This window comes from Streptomyces sp. NPDC002144 (genome assembly GCF_053593695.1).
Window position 1 is genome coordinate 320,841 of the sequence record NZ_JBSFDB010000007.1, and the last position, 22,518, is coordinate 343,358.

Consider the following 22,518-nt stretch of genomic DNA (forward strand, 5'->3'; position numbering starts at 1 on the left):
CTTGCCGACGTTGACGGAGTGGGCCTATCCCCTGGCTGAGTCCCTGCTCGCCGAGCCGCTGCCGCGGCGGTGGAAGCACTGCCTCGGGGTCGCTGAGAGGGCACGCACGATCGCCCTCGTTCTTGGCCAGGACGCGGATCTGTTGGAGGCCGCGGCGGTACTGCACGACATCGGTTATGCGCCGGACCTGGCCAAGACGGGCTTTCACCCGCTGGACGGCGCCCGCTACCTCCGGGATGTGGCCAACGCTGACGAACGTGTCATCAATCTGGTCGCTCATCACTCCTGTTCCTGGCTGGAGGCAGATGCGCGTGGCCTGCGCGAGGAACTGGAGAGCGAGTTCCCCCGCGAGAGCGCGCACCTAAATGACGCACTCTGCTACTGCGACATGAACACCACGCCGGACGGCATGCCCACGAACCCGATCGACCGGATCAACGAGATCGCCGGACGCTACGGGCCCGACAGCCTGATCGGAAAGTTCATCCGACGCGCGGAGCCCGAAATCCACGAGTGTACTTCCCGCGTCCTCGAACGCGTCGCCACCGCCAAGCGTCAGCCGATGTAGGGAGCGGTGCGCGTTCGGTCCATGGCGTGCTCGATACGGAGCCGCATCGTGGGATGGACGTCCAGCTCTCGCAGGTCCGTTGGGTCAACCCAACGGACCTGCGTCGTCTCATTGCTCGTACGCAGCTCGCCGCCGACAGGACGGGCGCGGAAGCAGATGCTGAATTGCTGCCGGACTTCGCCATCGTCGTACTGCATGACGTGCCCGGGGTCTGTGTAGATCCCGGAGATGTCGATGACTTCGGCCTTGATGCCCGTCTCTTCCCAGACCTCACGGACGACCGTGTCACTGATGGACTCGCCCACGTCGTGGCCACCGCCGGGTAGTGCCCAGCGTCCGTTGTCGGATCGCTGGATCATGAGCACCTGTCCCGCATCGTTCTGGACGAACGCCACAACCGAGGGAACGACCGAGTTCGCCGGCGGGGCGTCCGGGTCGTGCAAGTAGTCGATGCGTCCCATGGTCACGCTCCCGTGATGTCGCGTTCGGTTACTGGCCTGGCGCCTTCCCAGGTCTGTTGAACGCTATTGGCAAAGGTGTCGAACAGACCACCGCCGGGGAGCCGCCGCAGGTGGAACACAGGCGCCATGTAGGCGCCGATGCCGTACACGTGCGTGTTGGCCAACATCTCGTCATCCGCGCGATAGATCGAGTTGTAGAGCACCGTGTCGTGCAGGCGGAAGGTGATCTCAGGGTGACTGGTGAAGAGTGGGCGGTAGTTGACCAAAGCGTTGCGGATCTTGCCGTCCATGATGCGGTGACCTTCGTCGATGCCGCGGCGGATGACGGCTTCACACTCTGGATCACCCATGAGCACTCGGATGCGCACGCCGCTCTCCGCCTTCTTCTTCAGCGTTGAGAAGAAGAGAGGGTCCTCTGCCAGGTAGATACCGGCGTACACAAGGATGTCTATGCACTCCGTGGCGCGCTCGCACATCTCGCGCCAGAGGTCTGACGGCACCGTATGGCGATGCGGGTAGGCGGTCACGATCTCGGCCTTCGTCAGGTCCGCTGCGCTCTCGGCATTGCGATCGTCGTCCCAGAGCGTCGTCACGTCGACCTTGAGGGCTGCTGCCGTTGCGTACTGATGCCGCCGGTATGGCGCCTTCCCTTGCGTGATCCAGCGCTCAACGGTCTTGGGGTTGACCTTGATCTCCTCAGCGAGGCTCTGAATGGTCATGCCTCGCGCCAACAGGGCTGATCGCAACCGCTCGTTAGACATCTGCCCCCTCCGTTGGACATCTAGGGAGCTCTTGACGGTAGCGAGATCAACCAGAGCTGTCTACGTGTGGGGTGACCAACTCCCCTGACCTGGGGCGATTCTGATTGTGCGCCAGGAAGTCCTGGCGCAGACAACCAAGGGTTCCGTGGCGGTACTTGACGGACCCCTATGCAGTACCTGTAAAACAGGTACTGCAAGACAACGCCTTCCGATCCGTTGTTTGAGAACTGAAGAGTGATCGTGCGGGGCTGACGCGAGAGCGGCGGTCACGGCAGGTGCCTAGGGCGAGGGCCCGGGTGGCAAACCGCCGTGATGGACGACGTTCTCCCCCTACGCGCCTGGCAGGCGCCACCCAGTCTCGGGTGTGGGGAAGTGCAGCGGGGCCCCAACGCACGTGGCGGCAAGAGTGAGACCGCCCCCGCGGCGACCGGGTGATGTCGTCGGCGGCACGCCAACCTGCACCCATCTCGTGCAGGCCGCCTGCTGGCGTCAGAGCAGTGACGATGACGCACCCGACTGTCCGGCTCGGGACCGGTACTCCGCAGCAACGGAGCGCCGGTGAAGCCGTGTTCCTGCTACCCGCAGGGAGGTCGGCATGGGCCGACGACATACCCGGGCGCCGCCGTAACGGACCGGCCGGCAGCGCCTGAACACCTTTCCCGGTCCGCCTCTCCTGGCATCGCAGCCACCTTGCGCTGCGGCCGGTTGCCTCTCCTCGCCCGTCCGGCCCGCACCTGGGTGCGCTGGCCGTACGGGCGGGGCGGGGGGAGCCGGACAGTCCGGCCCGAAGCAACTTCCCGATCCCGAAGGGACGCCCATGTTCAAGCGCGACGCATCGACCGGTGAGGAAATCGGATACCGGGTCACCACTCCCTACGACACCACGTTCGTGACCGGACAGCACGACCACCTCTACCGCGACAACCCCGGCTACACCGTCGAGGAAGTACGGGGCGAGTCGAAGCCGAACGGCTTTGTCGTCACCCGAACCATCAACTGACCCGCTTCTTTGGCAGTCACGCGGCGAGAACGCCCCGACGGTCGCAGGCCGGGTTCGACTCCCGGCCGGGGCGCGACGGCGGACCCGCTACGGGCCAGCCGTGGCTGTTCGCACACCGCGAGCGGCCGGTACTCAGAGCGGTCCCCCGGGTCGCACCCCGGGGGACCGCGGCCAGGCACCTGATGTGGAGGCACCTGTGGTCACCAGTCTGACAGACCAGCAGCGACAGGATCTGTCGAAGAAGAACGCGGAGCAGAACAAGCGCTCCGAGGACAACGCCCGTGTGCGGGGCGGCCGTTGATGGCCGGGGGCGAGCACGAGAAGACGAAGGAGCCGCTGCCGCAGCGTCCGCGCGGCCCGCACCCGTATCTCACCGGGGAGGGCGTGTGATGGCCCATCCCGACGTGAACCCGGGCGTGGAACGCACGGTCTTGGAGCGTTTCCCGGCGAGTCATCCGCGCGGCTCGTGGCCGGCCGAAGAGTTCGCCGCCGACCGTCGCCGTGAGGGAACCGAGGCACGGGTCGTGATGGACCTGACCTCGGATTCCTTCCTCGTCATCTCGGAGCACGGAACGAGGTGACCAGTCACTGACCCAACCGCCCCGGAACAGGCGCGATGCTGCCGGATCGAATCCGGCCCGGGGCACTCCGGCCCGCCGCCACAGACGGCGCCGGCCGCACGTCCCGGACAAGCCGCCGCCCTGTGGGCGCTCTGGCGACTTCCGGCACTTCCCCTATCCCTTCGACATGGGAGTTCCCCATGCGCAATTACGTGGGCGGCCACCGCGCCGACACGCCACAGGACTTCGCCGAACTCGCCCTGGGCACGCCGGTCGACCTCTGGCTCGGGGTCGAGGGCGAAAGCGACGAGGAACGCGCAGCCCGGTTGGATGCGGCCCGTGACATCCTCGCCGACCCCGAGTTCTGCACGCTGCCCGACGACCTGATCCGCCTGGCCGCGCAGGTCGTCGAGGACCGCCCGGACCTGTTCAACGTCCTGCCGCTGACCCGTCCAGCCCGCCGCTCGACGCGTCGGGGGGTTGCGGCATGAGTGTGCCCGCGCCGTCCGCGCTTGCTGCCGAGTCGGAGAAGCTGGTGGACCATCGGGGCGCCCCGCGCGGCTCGTCCGACATGCCGCTGTCGTATGAGGCGATACGGCTGGGATTGGCCTTCCACGAGGCCGGACACGCGGTCCTGGCCCTGGCGTACGGCATGCGTGTGCTGACCAGTGAAGTCATCGCCTGGACCGAGAACGACGGGCGGCCCCGGGTGACCGGCCTGACCACCACCGACGTGCTGGTGGACGGCGTGCACCCGTGGAGGTTCGCCGCACAGTGCGCCGCCGGCACGATCGCGCAGGTGCAGTACCTGCTCACCCACGGACTGTGGACCCCGCGCACCGCCCTCGAGTGCGCCGCCGTCCACGACCGTGAGCAGGCCATCGACGTTCTGGCCGAGTGGGGCTACCGGCTCGGCCGCGACCAGGCGCCCGCCGACGGCAAGTCGTGGGCGATGGTCCGGGGCATGGCCCGCCGCAAGGTCACGCACTTGTGGCCGCAGATCCGCACCGTGGCCCACGCCCTCAACGACCGCACCGTCCTGAGCGGCGACGACATCGCCACCCTCACCGGCCTGCCCAACCCGCTGCTCAACGAAGGAGCCGCGGCATGAGCGAGCGTCTCAAGTTGGACGATCTGTCGGTGCCGCTGCGGGCGCTGCGCCTGCTGGCCACGGACTTCGGGCACCTGCCGGCGCCGTCCGTGGCCGTGTCCACCATCTACCCGGACCGGCTGAAGCTCACGTTCTACGACGACCTCTCGGGCTTCGAGGCATGGCGCGACGCCCTGGGCATCGCACCGGACGCCGTGGACTACCGCGAGCAAAGTGATGGACGCACACGCGTGTTGAGGGCCGCAGTGGACCACGCGGGCGCCGGTGTGGACCTGGTCGGCTACGGCGACGTCACCATCGCAGCACGGTCCGGGGCGGCTCGCTGATGTCCGCCGCGTGGGGCAAGTGCTACGACCCGACCGGCGCCCGCTACGGCATCCCCACCTACCCCTGGAAGCTCGCACCCGACGGGTTCGCCACCCGTCGCCAACTCCGAGCCCGCGGCTTACGGCCGGGCGGGCAGGAGATCGCAGCGCAGGTGATGCGGGTCAACCGGCGCGCCGGAGGCGTGCGGGTCAGCTACCTGTACCGCATCGACCACGCCAAGCCGGTGCGGCCGATGACGTCGCGCAAGTGGGGCGCGCTCGCCCTGGCCATGCACGCCCGGCGCACCTGCCCGAAGTGCGGTGTCACCTACAGCTACTGCCTGCCGAGATCGCTCGGCATGTGCCTGCTGTGCGCCTACCCCGACCACCACGACAGGAAGTGATCACATGAAGAAGGAATGGAAGGAAGCCGCCCGCCGGGCGGCGCACTGGAGTTTGCCGGTCGCGCTGACCGGCCTGTCGCTGGGCTGGACCGTGTACGCGGTGGGGGAGATCCTCGCCCACCAGGCCCCTGCGGCGCTCGCGTACACCGTGGCCGGGATCTACGACGCGGTGTGGCTGTACGCGCTGGCCATGGAGACAGCGCACCGCCGCCAGGGGTCGTCCGGGCGACTGCCCGCCTCTCTGGGCTGGCTGTTCCTGGTCACCTCGGTCGGCGTGCTGGTCACGCACGGCCTGCTGTACGCCACGGCGGTCGTCGCCGTGATCGGCGCGATGGTGCCGGCCGCCGCCAAGGCCACTCTCGTCATGGCCGTCGAGCGGGAGGCCACCCGCATCTCCCCCGCGGCACAGCAGCAGATCGACGCGGTGCGCAGCGCGACGCGGGATCAGGTCGCGATCGGCCGTGCGGTCACCCGGGCCAAGGCCGACCGGCACACCACGGCCGCCGCCCTGGAACGCCAGGAGCACGCCGCCCTCGGCAAGGCGCACAAGGTGCGCCACAAGGCGGCGGAGAAGCTGAGCGAGGTCACTGCCGAGCACCCGGCGACCGACGTCTCGCAGGAGATCCCGTCGCTCTTCTCGGACGAGGACCTGGTCCGCGTGTTGGGACAGTGGACACAGCAGGGTGTGTCCCCGGCCGTGTCCCCTGTGTCCCCGCAGGTCAGCCCCGTGTCCCCGGCACCGGAACTGCCCGCGCCGCAGGGCGAGGGACACACCCCGCTGGACTGGCCGGCGCTCGCCGCGGTGGCGGCCGTCGCCGGCGTCGAGACCCCCGAGCCGGGCGAGCCGCTGAGCGAGGAACAGCTCACGGTCGTGCTGCGCTGGCTGCGCCACTCCGAGAATCCTCCGCTGTCCTACCGCAAGGCCCTGGCCGCCTACCGCGCGGCCGGGTTCGTCGCGAAGGAGGAGCGGGTGCGCAAGGCGTACGCCGCGCTGATCGACGCCGAAGACGCACAGCCGTAACCCCACCTCCGGCACACACCAATGACGGCCAGCCCACGGCTATTGGGCTGGCCGTCGTTGCGACTGCCGGAAGCAGTCGAGCACCAGTGAAGCAGACCCGGTGAGCCCCGGCGAGCGGCACCTTCGCAGACCCGGCGCAGACCCGGCGAGCAGCACAGAAAGGCCGTCGATACGTGAACGCACAGAACGGAGGAGCGTGGCAAGGAAACAACAGCCCGGCAAGGGCGAGGACATGTACGCGCAGGCGGCGGGCGCCATCGGCGGTCTGGCCATCGCGTTCGGTTTCCTGGGCGCCATCAAGGACAAGCTGGGCCTGTCCTGGCCGGCCACCGTCCTGCTGACCGCAGGGGCGTTGGTCGCCCTCGGCTACCTGGCGTGGCGGATCCGTTGGGGCCTCCCACGCTTGTGGGCGCGACAGCCAGGCGCTTCCGCCGTACCCCAGCAGGCGGCCCTGAAGCAGGAATCTCCCACGCAGGCCGTCGCGGCCGTGGCATCCGGTGCGCCCGTGGGCGCGGCACCGGTGGCCGTTGAGGCATCCCCCGGCGGGGATGCGCATCATCCGCAACTCTCCATGGTGCTCAGCCGGGTGGGGGCCATCAGCCGGGATGAGCACATCCGGGCCGGTGACGTCACGATCGAGGATCTGCCCGGCATCGGCACCGTCTACGACTTCCTGGTGCCGGAGGGCCGTACGCACGACGACGTGGCGAAACGGCTCGGTCCGATCGCGTCGATGTTCGGCGTCACCCGGCTGCACCTGAAGCTGGAGACGAGCCGGAAGAGCGAGCGCCATGTACGCCTTCTGGTGCTGAGCGAACCCCCGTTCAGCAGCCCGTTCCCGTCCCCGACCCGGCAGGAGATCCAGACGTTCGCGGGGGTTCCCCTCGGACACGAGGTCACCGGCCGGCTCGCCGGGGTGCCCACCTTCGACAAGGCGTCCCTGCTGGTCGCCGGCATGACGCAGATGGGCAAGACGACCCTGGTCAACGGGCTCATCACCTGCCTGCTGATCGCCTACGGCGAGTTCGACCTGTATCTCCTCGACGGCAAGCTGTGCGGGCTGACGAAGTTCGAAAAACTCGCCGTCCGTTACGAGGCGTCCGACGATCCGGCCGTCCTGGAGAGCATGCTCGATGAGCTGCTCGTCCGTGTGGACGACCGATACACGCAGCTACAGGACGCCATCCGCAACCGGCAGCCCGCGCCGGTCTTCAAGCCGGTGTTCTTCGTCATCGACGAGGCCGCCGACTTCTACACCGACAACGGCACCAAGGAATCGAAGGAACAGGTCCGCCGGGTGACCGACAAGTCCCGTTCCCTCGTGGCGAAGTCCCTGGAATCCGGGATTTCCACGGTGATGCTGACCCAACGCCCGGCCAAGGATGCCATTCCGGTGAAGGTGCGGGATCAGTTCCTGTACCGGATGTGCCTGTACGTGGCCTCGGAGGGCAGTGCAAAGGTTGCTCTCGGGGATTCGTACTTCGATACGGTCGCCCCGATTCACCCGGCGCTGCTGGACCCGGAAATCAAGGGCCAGGCCGTGTTGTTCGCGAACGGATCGTCCACCCTGATCCGGGGCTTCAATTTCGCGGATGAGTTCATCTGGGGTGTGGTCGATGAGGTCCACGCCCGGCGTGAAGCGGCGATCCCGGATTCTCCTCTGAAGCAGGCCATCGACATCATGCGCACTGACGGTGTCGAGTTCATGGCAACGGCCGAACTCGCCCCGGCTCTCGGGATCACAGAAAAAGATCCGGCAGAGCGCGGAAAGCAACTGAGCCGTCTTCTCGGTGTCCCCGCCGACAAGGGCACGAAGGGCGTGCGGGGCTACCGACTGGCCGATCTGACCGCCGCCGCACTGTCCGGTTCGTGACCGCCACCTGCCACCGCCACACCACCGCCACGGCACCGCCACCCGGCCTGTCCGGGTGGCGGTCGGCCCCGCCCGGGTGGCGGTCGGCCCCGCCCGGGTGGCGGTGGCCGGGCGGTCGTCTGGCGGTGCCGGGTGGCGGTGCTGACCAGCGAGAACGATCAACAACCCCAGGAAGGAGGGAGGAGGCTTGTTGCGTGCCTCTACCGCCGTCACCGTCGGCGTGGGAGCGACCGCGGCCGTTCTGGTGGCTGCGCTCGTCCAGGGCGCCGGCGACGACCCCGTATCCACGGCGCTCAGCCTGAGTGTGCCGAGCCAGTACAAGGCCCTGATCGAGGACGCGGGACATACCTGCTCCGAGGTCACCCCGAACCTGCTCGCCGCTCTTTTGACCCAGGAATCCGGGTTCAATCCGAAAGCACAGTCCCCGGTCGGGGCGGAAGGCATCGCACAGTTCATGCCGTCGACCTGGCAGGCCCACGGGATCGACGGAAACGGCGACGGTAAACGCGACGTGTGGGATCCCGCCGACGCGATTCCTTCGGCAGCCGCCTACCTGTGCGGCATAGCCAAGGACGTCAAGAGCGTTCCCGGCAATCCGCAGAGCAACATGCTCGCCGCCTACAACGCCGGAAGCGGCGCCGTCCGCAAATACGGCGGCGTACCCCCGTACAAGGAGACACAGAATTACGTCCAGTCCATTCAGGCACTCGCCGACCAGCCGTCCGGCGGGAAAACCGCGACCACGACGCAGGCCGGAACCGCGATCGATGCGGCAAAAGCAGTGATCGGCCAGCCGTATTCGTGGGGCGGCGGAAACGCACACGGTCCCAGCACGGGAACCTGCTGCTCTCCCAATGGCCGTTCCGGTACCGGCATTTCCGGGTTCGACTGCTCCGGGCTCACGCTCTACGCCTACGCCAAGGCCGGGATCTCCCTGCCCCGCACGGCGGCCGAGCAGTACGCGGCCTCCGAGCCGGTCACGCCCGGCGATGTCCGGCCCGGGGATCTCGTCTTCTACGGCTCCACCTTGTCGAGCATCCATCACGTCGGCCTCTACATCGGCGGCGGCTGGATTCTCGACGCCCCTCGCCCCGGCGCACAGGTCCGCTACGACCCCATGGACGTCATGCCCGACCTGATCGCCGTAGCCCGACCCACCTCCAACTCCCACAAGGAGATCTGATCCATGTCCAAGTTCACCGTCCTGGCCAAGCCCGTCGACATGTCCGGCGGGTTTAAGGACTTCTTCGACACCATCGGCCTGACCGGCGGCGGCCTGGTCACGAAGGGCATTCCCGCCGTCATCGCGATCATCGCTCTCCTCATGCTGCTCAAGACGCCCAACGACCCCAAGGGGGCGCTGCGCAAGGGCAGCATGGCGCTCGGCACGCTGGTCGTCGCCATCGTGCTCGCCCTGTACGGGGACACTCTGTTCTCCACCGTCACCCAGGCCAAGGGCTGATGCCGCATGAGTGACCCGTGCGACGCCCTCAAGGGGCCCGGCAAGGCGTACTGCGAGCGAGAACCAGGCTCCAACGGCCCCCCCGGCACCGGCACCGGGGGCGCCTCCGACCACGTCCGCGCCCTCGCCGACAGCCTGATCAAGAAGATCAACGGTCTGATCGCGCCGGAGCACGGATGGGCGCCGGCGAAGTCCGACAGCACGCTGTACGCGCCGTTTCTGTGGCTCGGTCAGCACCTGGCCATCGCCATCTTCGTGTGCATCGTGGTGGTGTGCGCCCTGACCGCCTGGCAGGGCGCACCGCGTCTCAAGCAGATGGGCGCATCGACCGGTTGGACTCTGGTGGCCGTCGCCGGCATGGCGTCGGTCCCCGGGGCCGTCCTGTTGCTGAACAAGGCCGTGAGCAGTGCGTTCACGGCCGCGTTCAGCAGCAACGAGTCCACCCTGTTCGGCGCGATCAGCGACGACATGCAGCACGGCGCCGACTCCGGTAACCCGCTCGCCGTCCTGATCATCTTCTCTGCTCTGGTGGTCGCGCTCGCCTTTGCGGCGCTGGTGTTCATGACCCGCCAGCTCGGCATCCTGGCGTTCGTGTGCATAGCCCCGCTGGTGCTGGCCTCGCTGGCCCGCGGGGGCGACACAACGGCCGTCAAGACGTGGGCGATGCGGCTGCTGGGCTTGATGTTCGCCCCGTTCGCGCTGCTGCTGGTCTCCCCGTTCGTCGAACTCGCCAAGGGCTCGCTGGTGGTGGACGCCATCCTGCTGGTCGCCGCGGACGCCCTGATGCTGCGGATGATCTTCCACGGGGTGCCGTACTTCGGTCCCCGGGTGGCCCGCGCCGCCCGCTCCTACGTGGAAGCCAGGACTCCCAGCCCGCTGGCACACGCCGTGGTGCGGGCGGGTGTCCCCGACTTCTACGAGCGGGAGAACACGCCGCGCGGTCCCCGCACGGTGAACACACCTGGCCGTGCTATGTCGCAGGACCGCGGGGTGCTGTTCGCCGCCTACGGCCTGAGCAGGTCCGACCGGTCCGGGCGGCTGACCACCGCATCGGCCGTCGCCAAGGAACAGCGCGACAAGAGCGAGAGCGCCGCCCGGCGGGAGCAGCTGTGGGAGATCCGCAGGCAGCACCGGGTCAACCAGCCGCAGACCGCGGCGCAGCCAGACTCTGCCCCCGTCTCCACCCCCGCTCCGAGCCCGCAGAGTCCGGCGGTGACTGCGCCGTCGGCCTCCGGCCAGCCGAACACCCCGTAGAGCCGCCTCCTGGGCCGGCGTCCGCTGCGCTGCCGTCCGGCAGCGGAGCGGACGCCGGGCCAGTGCTGCTCGCCTTCACAGTCTTCAGGAGGTTGTCTCTCGTGTACTCCCTGACGCCCGGTTACCGCATCCCCGCCCTGCAGCGCGGACTCAGCCGCGCCGAAAGCCTCCTGACGAAGGTGAATGCCGGGCTCGGGAGCGCCGCACTGATGTCCGCGATGATCACCCCGCCGCCGGGGTGGACGTTCGGCGCCGTGGGCGCCACAGCCGCCATGCTCAACCTCGCCCCGGGCCCGCGCTCGATCGCCCGCTGGGCCACGGTCGGCTACCGGCACCTGCGCGAACGCAGCACCCCGGACACGATCGCCGCCCATCCCGGCGAAACCGCGACGTGGGCGCTGTACCCGCAGCACGGCACCATGCAGGACCCGCAGCGCCGGGGCGCCTTCCATGACGCGTTCGCCCGCGCTCTCACCTTCGCCGGCGGGCAGGCCCGCACCGCGGGCGTCCAGATCCACGTCACCCACCACACCACCAGCGACGACTACACCGACCACACCCAGACCGTCACCGTCCACGTCCCCAAAGGGCTGATCGCCCACCCCGCCCGGGTGCTCGACAGCCTGCACGGCGAGTTCGCCGCCCTGGGAACGCTCGCCCCGCTCGCTCCGGATCCGCTGCCCGCCGTGACCGGCCGCGGCTCCGGCTGGGCCGCTCTGGACGACGGCCGGTTCGTGGCGACCGCGCGGATCACCGCCTGGCCGGAGGAGAGTGACGGCGACCTCATGCCGAATCTCCTGCTCGCTCCGGGCACCGACCGCTCGCTCGCCGTGCTCTACCGGCCGCTGCCGGTGGGCATCTCCCGCCGGTCGGCGAAGTGGCAGCGCGCCGCTTCCGAGGCGTTCACCACCGACAAGGTCAAGCAGGATGCCCACGACATCGCCAGCGGGACGACGCACGGCGCGCTCGTCCAGGGCGCCACCCTCGTCGACCTCGACGCCTACCTCACCGTGTTCGGCGACAGCCCCGAGAGCGTCACCGAAGCCCGCTGGCAAGCCTCCCTGACGGCCGACCGGCACCGCATCCGACTGGACTGGCTGCCCGGCCAGCAGCACCGCGCGCACGTGATGACCACCCCGCACGGAGCCTCCACACGGAAAGGGGCGATCCTGTGATCCGTCTGCCCACCACCCACGCCGCGATCACCGCCCCGCTGGTCGCCTCCAACACCCGCTTTCCCGGCATCCCGGTCGGCCGCTCCCTGCTCGACGGGAGGGCCTTCCGCCTCTCCCCCGTCCAGACGTCGGCGGCGCTGCTGCCGTCGACCAACTCCCTCGCCCTGGGCGGTCTCGGCTCCGGCAAGAGCACCACGGCGAAGGCGCGGATCCGCCGCGAGATCCTCGAGCACGGGCACCAGGCCGTGGTCATCGACTCCTTCGGCGAGGACAACTCAGGTGAGTGGGCGCCGCTGGTGCGCTCCCTGGGCGGGCGGGTCATCGAGGCGGGCACCTTCACCCTCAACCCGGTCAGCACGCTCTTCCCGCCCGAAGTACGCGAACAGCTCGTGCGCTCCCTGATCCTGGCCGTGGAGCCGGGCGCGCTCACCCACCAGGCCACCCACGCTCTCCAGCACGCCCTCAACCACCCCAAGGCCACCTCGCTCAACGGCCTGGTCGACGCCCTGATCAGCCCGGAGGACGGCCGTTGGCCGGCCGCCAAGCTGACCGAGTGGGGCGAGGGCGCCGCCATCGGTCTGTCCCGCTACACCGAAGGCTCCCTGCGGGGCCTGTTCGACGGCCCGGAGGCGAGCCTGCCGGAGACGGACCTGCCGGTCCTGTCCTTCGACTTCTCCCACTTGGACCGCAACTCCCCGGCGATCCCCTCCCTGATGGCCGCGGTCAGCTGCTGGGCCGAGCACGTGTGGCTGCGCCAGTCCACCGCGGTGCACCGGCACCTGGTGCTGGAGGAGGCGTGGCAGATCCTGCTCTCCCCGGCCACCTCGGAGCTGATCCAGCGGCTGCTGAAGAACTCCCGCAAGGCCGGGCTGTCGCTGGACGTGCTGATGCACACCCTGTCCGACCTGGGGGAGGGCAGGGCTCGGGACCTGGCCCGGCTGTGCGAGATCGCCCACGTCGGACGGCTCAACCCGGAAGAGGCCGCCCTCGTCGGCGCCCTGCTCGGCCTGCCCGCCTGGGCCATCGAGCGGATCCCGAGCCTGGATCCGGGGCAGGCGGTGTGGAAGGTCGGCCCCGGCTACGTCGACATCGTCCAGACGGTGCTCAGTGACGAGGAAGCCGCGCTCACCGACACCTCGGCACGCCGCCGCATGGCCCAACACGCCCTGGCCGTCGAACAGGACACCACCGCCCCGGAGATGCCGGTCGCCGGACCGATCGCGGACACCGACGTCAGCGTCGACCCGAGCGACGATCTGTACGCGCCATTCGCTGCGGCCGACGACACGTGGGACTGGGAGACGCTGCCGCCCAACGTCATCGGACCGGAACGCTTCGATCTGGCCCGGCACGAACGCGTCATCCAGGCCGCGCTCGACGGCCGGTTCAGCGAAGCCGCTGAGCTGACCGTCATTCTTGAACGCGAGGACATCACCACCCACGGCCTCAACTCCCACCAGGCGCTTGCCTGGTGGGAGACCCGGGCGCAGGTGGCGGATCTGGCCGGTGACCCCGCACAGGCGGCGCAACTGCGCGCTACCGTCGCCCGCATGGGCAACGACGACGGCGCATGGTTCGAGAAGACCGACAGCACGTCTCCGGCCTGGCACAGCGTGCCCCAACCACCCACTCCCGCCACGACACCGGACGACGGACAGCCCAACCGGTCGCGGCGGCGCACCTGGCCCTACGTCGCGGCGATCGCGACGCTGTCCATCGCGGCGGCCTGCGTGTGGACAAGCGCTCAGAACGAACACCACGCCCACGAGCGCCAGCAGAAAGCCGCCCACTACAAGGGCCGCGCCGGCGCTGCGCTCACCCTCGACGGCGTCAAGGCCACCATCGTGGCGCAGTGGAACACCGACCGGGATCACGTGGTGCTCGATCTGAGTTCGCTGTTCGACCGGAACGCGCGCTACCTGCGGATCGACGCATCCGGCAAGAGCGCCAGCAGCGTTAGGGAAAACGGCTGGTTCCCCAAGGACCCAGAGATCCTGCTGCCGGTGACGGATCCCCTCGCCGACGTAACCGTGCACGTCGCGGTCGGCGGACGCACCTGGAAGGAAGGCTCCCGCGCCGCCTCCCGGACCGTCCGGCTGTCCCCGGACGGGACCGCCTACGACGCAGAGAGCGGCGACAGGCTCCCTTCCGACCTCTGACCCAGCACTGCCACTGAGGGCCCGCACCCCGCGAGGGTTCGGGCCCTCTCGCATGCCCGCTTCCGGACGCTCCGTCCAGTCCTCGCCCCCGCCCGCCCGGCGCGGGGGCGAGGGCTGAACAGGCCGCCCGGCCCGCCCCACACCGCCCGAGAGACAAGGAGATCTGTTGTGGCGAACTTCAACGGCAGCGGCGGGACCGACTTCCCGTGGCGGCGCTTCCTGTACCCGTTCGCCATCGCCGGCGCGGTCGTCGTCGGCGTCTGGGGACTGGTCGCCGCCCTGGTCTGGCTGCTGCACGCCGTCGCCCACACCGCGACCGTCATCGCCGGCGCCGCCGGACCCATCGGCGTCGGCGGCATCACCCTCAAGCTCTTCCGCTCCGACCGCTGACCTGCCCAAGGGAGCTTCATGTTCGAGATCCGTGTCATCTGCGAGCGGGACGACGCCGACCGCGTCAGCCAGACCCTGGCCGCCGCCTTCGACACCGGCCCCGTCCGCCAGTACCCCACCCGCGACCACAAGCGCACCCGCCTGTACGTCACCGCCGACCACCGACCGACCCCGCAGGAGGACGACGAATGAGCGCACCGTGCGCCACGGTTTCCGGCCGCACCTACAAGCGCACCCGGGTACGCGGCTTCGCCGACTGGGCACCGCGCCCGCACGTGCTCGCCCTGGTCGACCAGGTGCGGGCCGTGCTGGAGGAGAACCGCGCCTATCTGCCCATGACCGCCCGGCAGGTCTTCTACCGGCTGGTGGGCGCCCACCACTACGACAAGACCGAGCAGGCCTACGCCCGGCTGCTGGAAACCCTCAACAGGGCCCGGCGCGCCCGCCTGATCCCCATGCACGCCATCCGCGACGACGGCGGCACCGCGGTCGGGGCCGGTGGCTGGGACAGCCCGGCACAGTTCTGGCGCTCGGTCCGCCGCACCGCCCAGGACTACACCCACGCCCTCGACGACGGACAGCCCGTCGCCGTGGAGCTGTGGGTGGAGGCCGCGGGCATGGTGCCCATGGTGGCCCGTGTCGCCGCCGAGTTCGGCGTGACCACCTACAGCTCCGGCGGCTTTGACTCGGTCACCGTCAAGTACGAAGCCGCACAGCGCATTTCCTGGCGTGAGGTGCCCACCACGGTGCTGCACCTCGGGGACCACGACCCCAGCGGGCTGTCCATCCTGGATTCCGCCGCTGCGGACATCTCCGCCTTCGCCGACGACATGGGCGCCCCCGCGCCGACGTTTTCCCGGGTTGCCGTGACCGCCGAGCAGATCGCCCGTTACCGGCTGCCGTCCGCCCCGCAGAAGGCCACCGACCGGCGCGGCGAGCACATGCGGCACACCGTGCAAGCCGAGGCCATGAGCCCCACCGAACTGACCGCCGAAGTCCGCGCCGCCCTACGGGCAGTCGTCGACCTCGACGCCCTCGACGCCGCCCGCCGGCGCGGCGAGCGCGAACGCGCCGAAATCCTGCACCACCTGGCCAACCTCGACACCGAAAGCGAGTGACCATGTCGTTCGGAGAAACCCCCGTCACCCTCGTCGGCAACCTCACCGACGACCCCGAGCTGAAGTTCACCGACGGCGGCGCCGCGCTCGCGAAGTTCACCATCGCCGTCACCCCGCGCACCTTCGACCGCACCTCGAATCAGTGGAAGGACGGCACCACCGCCTTCTACCGCTGCGCCGCCTGGCGCACCCTCGCCGAACACGTCGCCGACAGCCTCAAGAAGGGCTCCCGCGTCGTCGCCTCGGGACGGATGCGGCAGCACGACTGGACCAACGAGCAGGGCGAGAAGCGCTCCATGCTCGCCGTCGAGGTCGACGACATCGGCGCCTCCATCCGCTTCACCACCGTCACCATCAACGCCAAGCGCACCACCAACGGCCCCGCTGATAGCGACCCGTGGAACACCGCGGGCAGCCCGGCCGAGCAGGGCACCGAACCGCCGTTCTAGATCCGCCCGGGGCGGGCGTCCTCTCGCCAAGACGTCGCGCCCGCCCCGGTCCTCCAGCCACTTCCAGCAGAAACCGGAGCACACGTTGCTGACCCTGACCGATCTGTTCTGCGGCGCCGGAGGCTCGTCCACCGGCGCCATCACCGTGCCGGGCGTGAGTGTGCGGATGGCCGCCAACCACGCCCGGCACGCCATCGACACCCACCAGGCCAACCACCCCGACACCGACCACGACTGCGCCGACCTCTCCCAGGTCGAACCCCGCCGCTACCCCTCCACCGACATCCTGTGGGCCTCCCCGGAGTGCACCAACCACTCCATCGCCAAGGGCCGCCGCCGCGGCCACGGCGAGCACACCGACGGTCTGTTCGCCACCTCCGGCGTGGACGAGGCCGCCATCCGCTCACGGGCCACCATGCACGATGTGCCCCGCTTCGCCGAAGTGCACCGCTACCGCGCGATCGTGGTGGAGAACGTGGTGGACGCCTACTGGTGGGGTCCCAAGGAGGCTCCGGGCGCGGTGTTCGATGCGTGGCTGCGCACCTTGCACGCCTGGGGCTACGAGCACCGCATCGTGTGGATGAACTCCATGCACGCCGCCGCCTACGGCCCCGCCGCTCCGCAGTCCCGAGACCGCATGTACGTGGTGCTCTGGCGCAAGGGCGAGCGCGCCCCCAACTTCGACAAGTGGACCCGGCCACATGCCGACTGCCCGACCCACGGCCGCATCCGGGCCATCCAGGGGTGGAAGAGCACGAAGATGTGCAGCCCCACCCGCCCGTGGGGCCGCTACGGCAAGCGGGCCCAGTACGTGTGGCGCTGCCCGCGCGTGGAGTGCCGCAACCACATCGTCGAGCCGGCCGTGCGCCCGGCCGCGGAGGTCATCGACTGGAGGCTGCCCGCCCCGGCCATCGGGGAGCGCACCGGCCCCGACGCGCTCGCGGCGGACACCATGCGCCGCATCCACGCTGGGTTCAGTGCGTTCGCCTCTCCGCTCGCGGTGCCCGTGGAGGGCCGCGACGGCAAGAAGGCCGCCCCCGTCACGGCGCCCCTGCGCACCGTGACCACCCGCAACGAGACCGGGCTCGCCCTGCCCCCGTACGTGGTGGAGCTGCGCGGCGGGGGATCGTCGCACCGGGCCATCACCGCGCCGCTGGCCACCGTCACGGCGGGCGGCAACCACCACGGCATCGTCACCGCCCCCGACCTGGTGGTGCCCTACTACGGCAACGGCACCGCCCGCCCCGCCACCCGGCCCCTGCCGACGGTGACCACCGTCGAACGGCACGGGGCGCTGTACGGCGGCACGGTGGCCAGCGTGGAGGAGTGCCGTTTCCGGATGCTCGAGCCGCACGAGTACGCCGCGGCCATGGCCTTCCCCGACACCTACCGGCTTGTCGCCACCAGCAAGCGCACCAAGGTCCTCATGCTCGGCAACGCCGTCACCCCACCCGCCGCCCGCGACCTGATCGCCATGGTCACCGAAGCCGTCACCGGCCAGCACCTCGAACCCAAGGCGGCCTGAGATGAAGGCACTCAGCATCCGCCAGCCGTGGGCCGACGCCATCGCCCACCAGACCAAACGCGTCGAAAACCGCACCTGGCCCACGGCCTACCGCGGCCCCGTGCTCATCCACGCCAGCGCTACACACGATCCGTACGCGGTCATCTACGGTCCGCGCCCCGACGTGCGCAGCGCGATCCTGGCCGTCGCTCGCATCACCGACTGCCACTACAGCGACGACGGCCGGTGCTGCGGCCCGTGGGGCGACGAACGCGTCCACCACTGGACACTCACCGACGTCACCACCCTGCCCGAACCCGTGCCATGCAAGGGGCGCCTGGGCCTGTGGACCCCGCCCCCCGACGTCCTGCTGGCCATCGCCGACTCGCAGGAACGCACACCGGCCTGACCGAACACGCCCGGGGCGGGCGCCCTCTCGCCAAAGATCGCGCCCGCCCCGGTCCTCCAGCCACTTCCAACACAAACCGGAGAACCCCAGCATGACCCAACCCACCGCTCCACTGCGAGTGGCTCTCACACTCGCCGCCTCCGGCGTGCCCGTCCTGCCCCTGCGACACGGCAAGGTGCCCGTCGGCAACTGCCCCGCCTGCACCCGCAACGCCTGCGGCGGCCGACCGAACATGAAAACGTCCGGCCCCTGCACCTGCCCGGCCCCCTGCCACGCCTGGGCCGCCGCCACCACCGACCCCACCGTCATCACCTCGCCCGCGTGGGCACCGGCCTGGCGCGAAGCCGTGGCAGTGGGCTACCACCCCGGCGGAGCCCGGCTGACCGTCGTCGACCTCGACACCCCCGACGCCGTCGCCTGGGCACAGCGCAACCTGCCCGCCACCCGGACCGTGACGACCACCCGCGGACAGCACTGGATCTACCGGGGCACCATGCCCTCCAGCAACGCCGTCCTCGCTGGCATCGACATCAAATCCCGCAGCCAGTACGCCCGCTGGCTCGGCCCCGGCACCGGACGCATGACCGCCCTGCCCGATGCCGTGCGCGCCCTGTCGGCACGGAAAGAGGCCACCCCGCCCCCGGGCGGCGGGGTGGCCTCTTCCGTCCGCGAGCGCGCCGTGTGGGACCGGACGGTGGCCACCGGCTGCCGCCACACCGACGCCTACGTGCGCACAGGACTGGAACGCGGCCTCGCCAAGATCCGCGAGCACACCGAATCCGGCGCTGGCTCCCAGGCATTCGGCGTCGCCCGCTTCCTCGCCGCACAGCACACCGCCTGCCCCGGCCCCTGCGCCCTCGACGTCCTGGCAGAGCACATCGTGGAAGCCGCCATCTCCGTCGGTGTCCCCGCCGACTACGCCCGCCGCGCGGTCACCAACGGCCTCGCAGAAGGCAGTAGGCGGGCCGTATGACCCACCACCCCGACCCGGCCCCGAACGGGCTTCACACCGCCCCACGCGGCCCTGTGGGTCGCGAGGAATGCGGCCGAAAGAGCGACGCCGAAGGCGTCCTTTCTGCTCTTTCCCCCAGTCGGAACCTTAACGGCCCGGTTGCCGGTGACGGCCGCTTCCCCGTGGCCTGGCTGACCATCCGCGCATTCCGCGGCGCCACCCCGACCGCCACGTCGACGTGCCTTTGCGGCCGGGATCGCAGCGCCGTCGGCCACCGCAAGGTCCACGCCCTGATCGCCGACCACGAAACCCACCGCACCACATGCCCGCTGCGCACCACCCAGGAAAGGAGGAACGCCGCATGACCAGTACCAACCCGCCCGCGCCGTCCATCGATGGCGCGGCCCTGCTCGACGAGGTCGAAGCGTTCCACCGACGCTTCAACGTCTTTCCCCGAGAGGCCGCGTACGTCGCCGTCACGTTGTGGGACGCGCACGCCCACCTGATCGACGCGTTCGACGGCACCGCCCGCCTCGCGTTCCTCTCCCCCGAACCCGGGTCGGGCAAGTCCCGCGCGCTGGAGATCGTGGAAACCCTCACCCCCCGTGCGGCCACCACCGTCAACGCCTCCGCCAACGCACTGTTCCGGCTCGTAGAAGCCGAGGGAGGAACCCCCACTCTCCTCTTCGACGAGATCGACACCGTCTTCGGGCCCAAGGCAGGCGGCAACGAGGAAGTCCGCGGCTTCCTCAACTCCGGCTACCGGCGCGGCGCCAAGTCCCTGCGCTGCGTCGGCGACGGCTCCAACCAGAACACCGAGTGGTTCTCCTCGTTCTGCGCCGTCGCCATGGCCGGGCTCGGCTCCCTGCCGGACACGATCCTGACCCGCTCGGTCATCATCCGCATGCGCAAGAAGGCCCCGAACGAGAAGGCCGAACCCTACCGCCGGCGCGTCCACGAGAAGCAGGGCCACGCCCTGCGGGACCGGCTCGCCGACTGGGCCGACACCGTACGGGACGAAGTCGCCCACGCCTGGCCGGAGATGCCCGAAGGCGTTTCCGACCGGCCCGCCGACGTATGGGAGCCCCTGCTCGCCGTCGCCGATGCGGCGGGCGGGCACTGGCCCGAACGAGCCCGCGCCGCCTGCCTGGAACTGGTCCGCGCCGCCGGGGAGGGCAGCGGTTCCTCCGTCGGCATCCGACTGCTCACCGACCTGCGAGACAAAGTGTTCTGCGGAGCCGAGCGCATGCCCACGGCTGTGATCCTCGAAGTTCTGCACCGGATCGACGACGCCCCGTGGACCGACATGGACGGCAACGGCAAGCCCCTGAACGCCCGGATGCTGTCGAAGATGCTCGGGGAGTACGTCACCGCGAACAACGAGCCGATCCGGCCCCGGCCCATTCGCACGGCGCAGGGAGTACCCAGGGGCTACTACGCGGAAGATCTCGCGGATGCGTGGCTGCGCTACTGCCCCCCACCCCCGGAGAAATCCGCTACATCCGCTACATCCGCTACGCCGCAGGTCAGCGAGGGTGAATCCGTAGCGGAAGAGCTTCCCGGCATCCGCTACATCACCCCGCAAGCCGCTACCGCCGACCGCACGGCGTAGCACCGCCTATCCGCTACACCCCGCCCATCCGCTACACCAAACAGGCCCTTGACCTGCGCTGTAGCGGATGTAGCGGATGTAGCGGCTCTGGCAGAAGGATCGTGCCCGGACAGTCACGACCCGAGGAGAAAACTCGGATGAGCACAGCGACCGCTGCGCCTGTCGACCGGCTTCTCTACACGCCGGAAGAGGCCGCCGAAGCACTCGCCATCGGCCGTTCGACCCTCTACGAGCTGATGGCGGATGGAGTTCTGACCTACATCAAGTTGGGCCGCTGCCGCCGGATACGGCGCACGGACCTCGAAACCTACGTGGCCGGCCTGGCCCCGCTGCCCAACTGACCAGGACACAGACCAGGCGCCCCCGGACAACGCGTCCGGGGGCGTCTTTTGCATGGAGGAAGACTTTGAGCCCCCGCCCCAAGAAGTCGAATATGGAATCGACCATCTACCTGGGCAAAGACGGTTGGTGGCACGGCCGCGTCACGATGGGCGTCAAAGACGACGGCAGCCCCGACCGCCGCCACCGCCGAGCCAGGACGGAAACCGAGATCAAGCGCAAGGTGCGCGAGTTGGAAGATCTCCGGGACAGGGGACGGGCCCCCAAGGCCGGCCGCACACCGACCGTCGAGAATTGGATGACCACCTATCTCACCGACATCGCGTCCCTGAAGCTCAAGCCGCGTTCCCTGGACGACTACTGGTCCAAGACCAGGAACGACATCATCCCGGGCATCGGCAAGCACCGGCTCGACAAGCTGCAACCGGAGCACCTGGAACGGATGTACCGCGCCATGCTCGACGAGGGGCACGCGCCATCCCACGTGCTGAAGGTGCACCGCATCGTGTCGCGTGCCCTGAAGATCGCCCACCGCCGGCGCCTCATCGCCGAAAACGTAGCCACCCTCGTGGACCCGCCCACTGTCGACGAGATCGAGGCGAATCCGTTCACGACAGAGGAGGCCAAGGCGTTCCTGGAGGCCGCCGCCAAGCGCCCTACCTTCATGCGCTGGTGCGTCGGTGTGGGCATGGGCTTCCGGCAGGGCGAGACGCTGGGCCTGAGGTGGCCATACGTCGACCTCGACAACGAGCTGTTCCACCCCCAATGGCAGCTCCAACGCCTCACATGGCGGCACGGCTGCGAGGACCCGCACGCCTGTGGTGCCAAGTTCCACCACTTCGAGCCGTGCCCGCCCAACTGCACGGCTCACAAGGGCTACAAGCGGGGATGCCCGAAGCCGTGCCCGAAGGACTGCACGAAGCACGCCCGCGCATGCCCTGACCGGAAGGGCGGTGGGCTGACGTTTACCCGTCCCAAGACCAAGAAGAGCCGTAACGCCGTGCCGATCCCCCCGCCGTTCATCCCGTACCTGCTGGCACACAAAGCACAGCAGGAGGAAATGCGAGCCGCAGCCGGGGAACTCTGGCAGGAGCAGTCTCTCGTCTTCACCCGCCCGGACGGCCGTCCGCTGGACCCCCGCCAGGACTGGGCAGAGTTCAAGGAGCTACTGGCGGAAGCCGGGATCGACGACCGCCGCCTGTACGACGGCAGCCGTCACACCGCTGGCACGATCCTGAATGAACTCGGGGTCGACATGCCCACGATCATGGAGATCCTGCGCCACACCCAGATCAGCCAGACCCGGCGGTACGTCAAGGGCAGGCCCCACCTGTCGAAGGACGCCATGCGCCGCATGGGCGACGCGTTCATGCCGACCCCGGAGGGGCAGCCCGAACCGTCAATTGAGACCAGAAATGAGACCACGGACAGTCGAGCCGCACGCGCGCGGCGCCGCCGGCGCATCCGCTGAACAAAAAAGCCCAGCTCAGACACTGTCTGGGCTGGGCTCGGAGAGAGCCCCCTGTCGGATTCGAACCGACGACCTACGCATTACAAGTGCGTTGCTCTGGCCAGCTGAGCTAAGGAGGCCTGCGTCCGTGCGATCACGGGCGTGCCCGTGCAGTGTACCC

27 protein-coding genes and 1 tRNA gene are annotated in these 22,518 nt (G+C 69.5%); 25 read left to right on the forward strand and 3 right to left on the reverse strand.

Annotated features, from left to right (window positions below):
• The first annotated feature begins 1 nt into the window (after position 1).
• On the forward strand, positions 2–568 hold the full coding sequence (locus ACWCQ1_RS13830; protein WP_451026539.1) for an HD domain-containing protein: 567 nt from the start codon (positions 2–4) through the stop codon (positions 566–568).
• On the opposite strand, the gene ACWCQ1_RS13835 is transcribed toward ACWCQ1_RS13830, so the two are convergent.
• A complete protein-coding gene (locus ACWCQ1_RS13835; RefSeq protein ID WP_451026540.1) occupies positions 556–1,029 on the reverse strand; it encodes an NUDIX domain-containing protein in 474 nt (157 codons plus the stop codon). The genes ACWCQ1_RS13830 and ACWCQ1_RS13835 overlap by 13 nt on opposite strands.
• A gap of 2 nt (positions 1,030–1,031) precedes the next feature.
• Positions 1,032–1,748 carry an XRE family transcriptional regulator gene (locus tag ACWCQ1_RS13840; protein ID WP_451026541.1) on the reverse strand — a complete coding sequence of 239 codons (717 nt, stop codon included), beginning with the start codon at positions 1,746–1,748 and terminating at the stop codon, positions 1,032–1,034.
• Positions 1,749–2,607: 859 nt separating this feature from the next.
• On the opposite strand from ACWCQ1_RS13840, the gene ACWCQ1_RS13845 reads away from it, so the two are divergent.
• The 24 genes from ACWCQ1_RS13845 to ACWCQ1_RS13960 all read left to right on the forward strand — a co-directional run bounded on the left by ACWCQ1_RS13845 (position 2,608) and on the right by ACWCQ1_RS13960 (position 22,358).
• Positions 2,608–2,790 carry a hypothetical protein gene (locus ACWCQ1_RS13845; protein WP_451026542.1) on the forward strand — a complete coding sequence of 61 codons (183 nt, stop codon included), beginning with the start codon at positions 2,608–2,610 and terminating at the stop codon, positions 2,788–2,790.
• 389 nt (positions 2,791–3,179) lie between these two features.
• Positions 3,180–3,371: a hypothetical protein gene (locus ACWCQ1_RS13850; RefSeq protein ID WP_451026543.1), complete on the forward strand. Its 192-nt coding sequence runs from the start codon at positions 3,180–3,182 to the stop codon at positions 3,369–3,371.
• 179 nt (positions 3,372–3,550) lie between these two features.
• Entirely contained in the window at positions 3,551–3,841 is a 291-nt protein-coding gene (locus ACWCQ1_RS13855) for a hypothetical protein (protein WP_451026544.1), read from the forward strand.
• Positions 3,838–4,461 carry a hypothetical protein gene (locus ACWCQ1_RS13860; protein WP_451026545.1) on the forward strand — a complete coding sequence of 208 codons (624 nt, stop codon included), beginning with the start codon at positions 3,838–3,840 and terminating at the stop codon, positions 4,459–4,461. Before ACWCQ1_RS13855 ends, ACWCQ1_RS13860 begins: the two co-directional genes overlap by 4 nt.
• Complete coding sequence (locus ACWCQ1_RS13865) at positions 4,458–4,787, forward strand: hypothetical protein (RefSeq protein WP_451026546.1); 330 nt, start codon at positions 4,458–4,460, stop codon at positions 4,785–4,787. Before ACWCQ1_RS13860 ends, ACWCQ1_RS13865 begins: the two co-directional genes overlap by 4 nt.
• The gene (locus ACWCQ1_RS13870) at positions 4,787–5,170 is read left to right on the forward strand and encodes an RRQRL motif-containing zinc-binding protein (protein ID WP_451026547.1); all 384 of its coding nucleotides are present in this window, start codon (positions 4,787–4,789) and stop codon (positions 5,168–5,170) included. The genes ACWCQ1_RS13865 and ACWCQ1_RS13870 overlap by 1 nt, the downstream gene beginning before the upstream one ends.
• 4 nt (positions 5,171–5,174) lie before the next feature.
• A complete protein-coding gene (locus tag ACWCQ1_RS13875) occupies positions 5,175–6,191 on the forward strand; it encodes a hypothetical protein (RefSeq protein WP_451026548.1) in 1,017 nt (338 codons plus the stop codon).
• A 196-nt stretch (positions 6,192–6,387) separates the two neighbouring features.
• Positions 6,388–8,064 carry an FtsK/SpoIIIE domain-containing protein gene (locus ACWCQ1_RS13880; protein ID WP_451026549.1) on the forward strand — a complete coding sequence of 559 codons (1,677 nt, stop codon included), beginning with the start codon at positions 6,388–6,390 and terminating at the stop codon, positions 8,062–8,064.
• Between the two features lie 190 nt (positions 8,065–8,254).
• Positions 8,255–9,247, forward strand: coding sequence for a C40 family peptidase (locus ACWCQ1_RS13885; RefSeq protein ID WP_451026550.1), 993 nt, complete (start codon positions 8,255–8,257; stop codon positions 9,245–9,247).
• 3 nt (positions 9,248–9,250) lie between these two features.
• Positions 9,251–9,526 (forward strand): hypothetical protein, encoded by a 276-nt coding sequence (locus ACWCQ1_RS13890; protein ID WP_451026551.1) that lies wholly within the window; start codon positions 9,251–9,253, stop codon positions 9,524–9,526.
• Between the two features lie 6 nt (positions 9,527–9,532).
• Entirely contained in the window at positions 9,533–10,780 is a 1,248-nt protein-coding gene (locus tag ACWCQ1_RS13895; RefSeq protein WP_451026552.1) for a hypothetical protein, read from the forward strand.
• 101 nt (positions 10,781–10,881) lie between these two features.
• Positions 10,882–11,955: a hypothetical protein gene (locus tag ACWCQ1_RS13900; protein ID WP_451026553.1), complete on the forward strand. Its 1,074-nt coding sequence runs from the start codon at positions 10,882–10,884 to the stop codon at positions 11,953–11,955.
• On the forward strand, positions 11,952–14,114 hold the full coding sequence (locus tag ACWCQ1_RS13905) for a hypothetical protein (RefSeq protein WP_451026554.1): 2,163 nt from the start codon (positions 11,952–11,954) through the stop codon (positions 14,112–14,114). The genes ACWCQ1_RS13900 and ACWCQ1_RS13905 overlap by 4 nt, the downstream gene beginning before the upstream one ends.
• A gap of 168 nt (positions 14,115–14,282) precedes the next feature.
• The gene (locus ACWCQ1_RS13910; protein ID WP_451026555.1) at positions 14,283–14,504 is read left to right on the forward strand and encodes a hypothetical protein; all 222 of its coding nucleotides are present in this window, start codon (positions 14,283–14,285) and stop codon (positions 14,502–14,504) included.
• Between the two features lie 18 nt (positions 14,505–14,522).
• Positions 14,523–14,696 (forward strand): hypothetical protein, encoded by a 174-nt coding sequence (locus tag ACWCQ1_RS13915; protein WP_451026556.1) that lies wholly within the window; start codon positions 14,523–14,525, stop codon positions 14,694–14,696.
• Positions 14,693–15,622, forward strand: a complete 930-nt coding sequence (locus tag ACWCQ1_RS13920) for a hypothetical protein (RefSeq protein WP_451026557.1) — start codon at positions 14,693–14,695, stop codon at positions 15,620–15,622. The genes ACWCQ1_RS13915 and ACWCQ1_RS13920 overlap by 4 nt, the downstream gene beginning before the upstream one ends.
• 2 nt (positions 15,623–15,624) lie before the next feature.
• Positions 15,625–16,071, forward strand: a complete 447-nt coding sequence (gene ssb, locus ACWCQ1_RS13925; protein ID WP_451026558.1) for a single-stranded DNA-binding protein — start codon at positions 15,625–15,627, stop codon at positions 16,069–16,071.
• Between the two features lie 85 nt (positions 16,072–16,156).
• Positions 16,157–17,596 (forward strand): DNA cytosine methyltransferase, encoded by a 1,440-nt coding sequence (locus ACWCQ1_RS13930; RefSeq protein ID WP_451026559.1) that lies wholly within the window; start codon positions 16,157–16,159, stop codon positions 17,594–17,596.
• A 1-nt stretch (position 17,597) separates the two neighbouring features.
• Entirely contained in the window at positions 17,598–17,984 is a 387-nt protein-coding gene (locus ACWCQ1_RS13935) for an ASCH domain-containing protein (RefSeq protein WP_451026560.1), read from the forward strand.
• Between the two features lie 91 nt (positions 17,985–18,075).
• Entirely contained in the window at positions 18,076–18,957 is an 882-nt protein-coding gene (locus ACWCQ1_RS13940; protein ID WP_451026561.1) for a bifunctional DNA primase/polymerase, read from the forward strand.
• A complete protein-coding gene (locus ACWCQ1_RS13945; protein ID WP_451026562.1) occupies positions 18,954–19,301 on the forward strand; it encodes a hypothetical protein in 348 nt (115 codons plus the stop codon). The genes ACWCQ1_RS13940 and ACWCQ1_RS13945 overlap by 4 nt, the downstream gene beginning before the upstream one ends.
• Entirely contained in the window at positions 19,298–20,548 is a 1,251-nt protein-coding gene (locus ACWCQ1_RS13950; protein WP_451026563.1) for a DUF3631 domain-containing protein, read from the forward strand. The genes ACWCQ1_RS13945 and ACWCQ1_RS13950 overlap by 4 nt, the downstream gene beginning before the upstream one ends.
• A gap of 137 nt (positions 20,549–20,685) precedes the next feature.
• Entirely contained in the window at positions 20,686–20,889 is a 204-nt protein-coding gene (locus ACWCQ1_RS13955) for a helix-turn-helix domain-containing protein (RefSeq protein WP_030939233.1), read from the forward strand.
• A 92-nt stretch (positions 20,890–20,981) separates the two neighbouring features.
• Positions 20,982–22,358 (forward strand): tyrosine-type recombinase/integrase, encoded by a 1,377-nt coding sequence (locus ACWCQ1_RS13960; protein WP_451026570.1) that lies wholly within the window; start codon positions 20,982–20,984, stop codon positions 22,356–22,358.
• Between the two features lie 45 nt (positions 22,359–22,403).
• On the opposite strand, the gene ACWCQ1_RS13965 is transcribed toward ACWCQ1_RS13960, so the two are convergent.
• A tRNA-Thr gene (locus ACWCQ1_RS13965) sits at positions 22,404–22,477 on the reverse strand.
• Positions 22,478–22,518: the final 41 nt, after the last annotated feature.

What these genes read in the sequence shown, in the direction of transcription:
- ACWCQ1_RS13860 (WP_451026545.1), top strand. Translation starts at nt 3,838, where the DNA reads ATGAGTGTGCCCGCGCCGTCCGCGCTTGCTGCCGAGTCGGAGAAGCTG.
- ACWCQ1_RS13940 (WP_451026561.1), top strand. Translation starts at nt 18,076, where the DNA reads ATGACCCAACCCACCGCTCCACTGCGAGTGGCTCTCACACTCGCCGCC.
- ACWCQ1_RS13915 (WP_451026556.1), top strand. Translation starts at nt 14,523, where the DNA reads ATGTTCGAGATCCGTGTCATCTGCGAGCGGGACGACGCCGACCGCGTC.
- ACWCQ1_RS13835 (WP_451026540.1), bottom strand. Translation starts at nt 1,029, where the DNA reads ATGGGACGCATCGACTACTTGCACGACCCGGACGCCCCGCCGGCGAAC.
- ACWCQ1_RS13850 (WP_451026543.1), top strand. Translation starts at nt 3,180, where the DNA reads ATGGCCCATCCCGACGTGAACCCGGGCGTGGAACGCACGGTCTTGGAG.
- ACWCQ1_RS13870 (WP_451026547.1), top strand. Translation starts at nt 4,787, where the DNA reads ATGTCCGCCGCGTGGGGCAAGTGCTACGACCCGACCGGCGCCCGCTAC.
- ssb (WP_451026558.1), top strand. Translation starts at nt 15,625, where the DNA reads ATGTCGTTCGGAGAAACCCCCGTCACCCTCGTCGGCAACCTCACCGAC.
- ACWCQ1_RS13890 (WP_451026551.1), top strand. Translation starts at nt 9,251, where the DNA reads ATGTCCAAGTTCACCGTCCTGGCCAAGCCCGTCGACATGTCCGGCGGG.
- ACWCQ1_RS13920 (WP_451026557.1), top strand. Translation starts at nt 14,693, where the DNA reads ATGAGCGCACCGTGCGCCACGGTTTCCGGCCGCACCTACAAGCGCACC.
- ACWCQ1_RS13855 (WP_451026544.1), top strand. Translation starts at nt 3,551, where the DNA reads ATGCGCAATTACGTGGGCGGCCACCGCGCCGACACGCCACAGGACTTC.
- ACWCQ1_RS13865 (WP_451026546.1), top strand. Translation starts at nt 4,458, where the DNA reads ATGAGCGAGCGTCTCAAGTTGGACGATCTGTCGGTGCCGCTGCGGGCG.
- ACWCQ1_RS13875 (WP_451026548.1), top strand. Translation starts at nt 5,175, where the DNA reads ATGAAGAAGGAATGGAAGGAAGCCGCCCGCCGGGCGGCGCACTGGAGT.
- ACWCQ1_RS13840 (WP_451026541.1), bottom strand. Translation starts at nt 1,748, where the DNA reads ATGACCATTCAGAGCCTCGCTGAGGAGATCAAGGTCAACCCCAAGACC.
- ACWCQ1_RS13945 (WP_451026562.1), top strand. Translation starts at nt 18,954, where the DNA reads ATGACCCACCACCCCGACCCGGCCCCGAACGGGCTTCACACCGCCCCA.
- ACWCQ1_RS13935 (WP_451026560.1), top strand. Translation starts at nt 17,598, where the DNA reads ATGAAGGCACTCAGCATCCGCCAGCCGTGGGCCGACGCCATCGCCCAC.
- ACWCQ1_RS13895 (WP_451026552.1), top strand. Translation starts at nt 9,533, where the DNA reads ATGAGTGACCCGTGCGACGCCCTCAAGGGGCCCGGCAAGGCGTACTGC.
- ACWCQ1_RS13845 (WP_451026542.1), top strand. Translation starts at nt 2,608, where the DNA reads ATGTTCAAGCGCGACGCATCGACCGGTGAGGAAATCGGATACCGGGTC.
- ACWCQ1_RS13955 (WP_030939233.1), top strand. Translation starts at nt 20,686, where the DNA reads ATGAGCACAGCGACCGCTGCGCCTGTCGACCGGCTTCTCTACACGCCG.
- ACWCQ1_RS13950 (WP_451026563.1), top strand. Translation starts at nt 19,298, where the DNA reads ATGACCAGTACCAACCCGCCCGCGCCGTCCATCGATGGCGCGGCCCTG.
- ACWCQ1_RS13960 (WP_451026570.1), top strand. Translation starts at nt 20,982, where the DNA reads ATGGAATCGACCATCTACCTGGGCAAAGACGGTTGGTGGCACGGCCGC.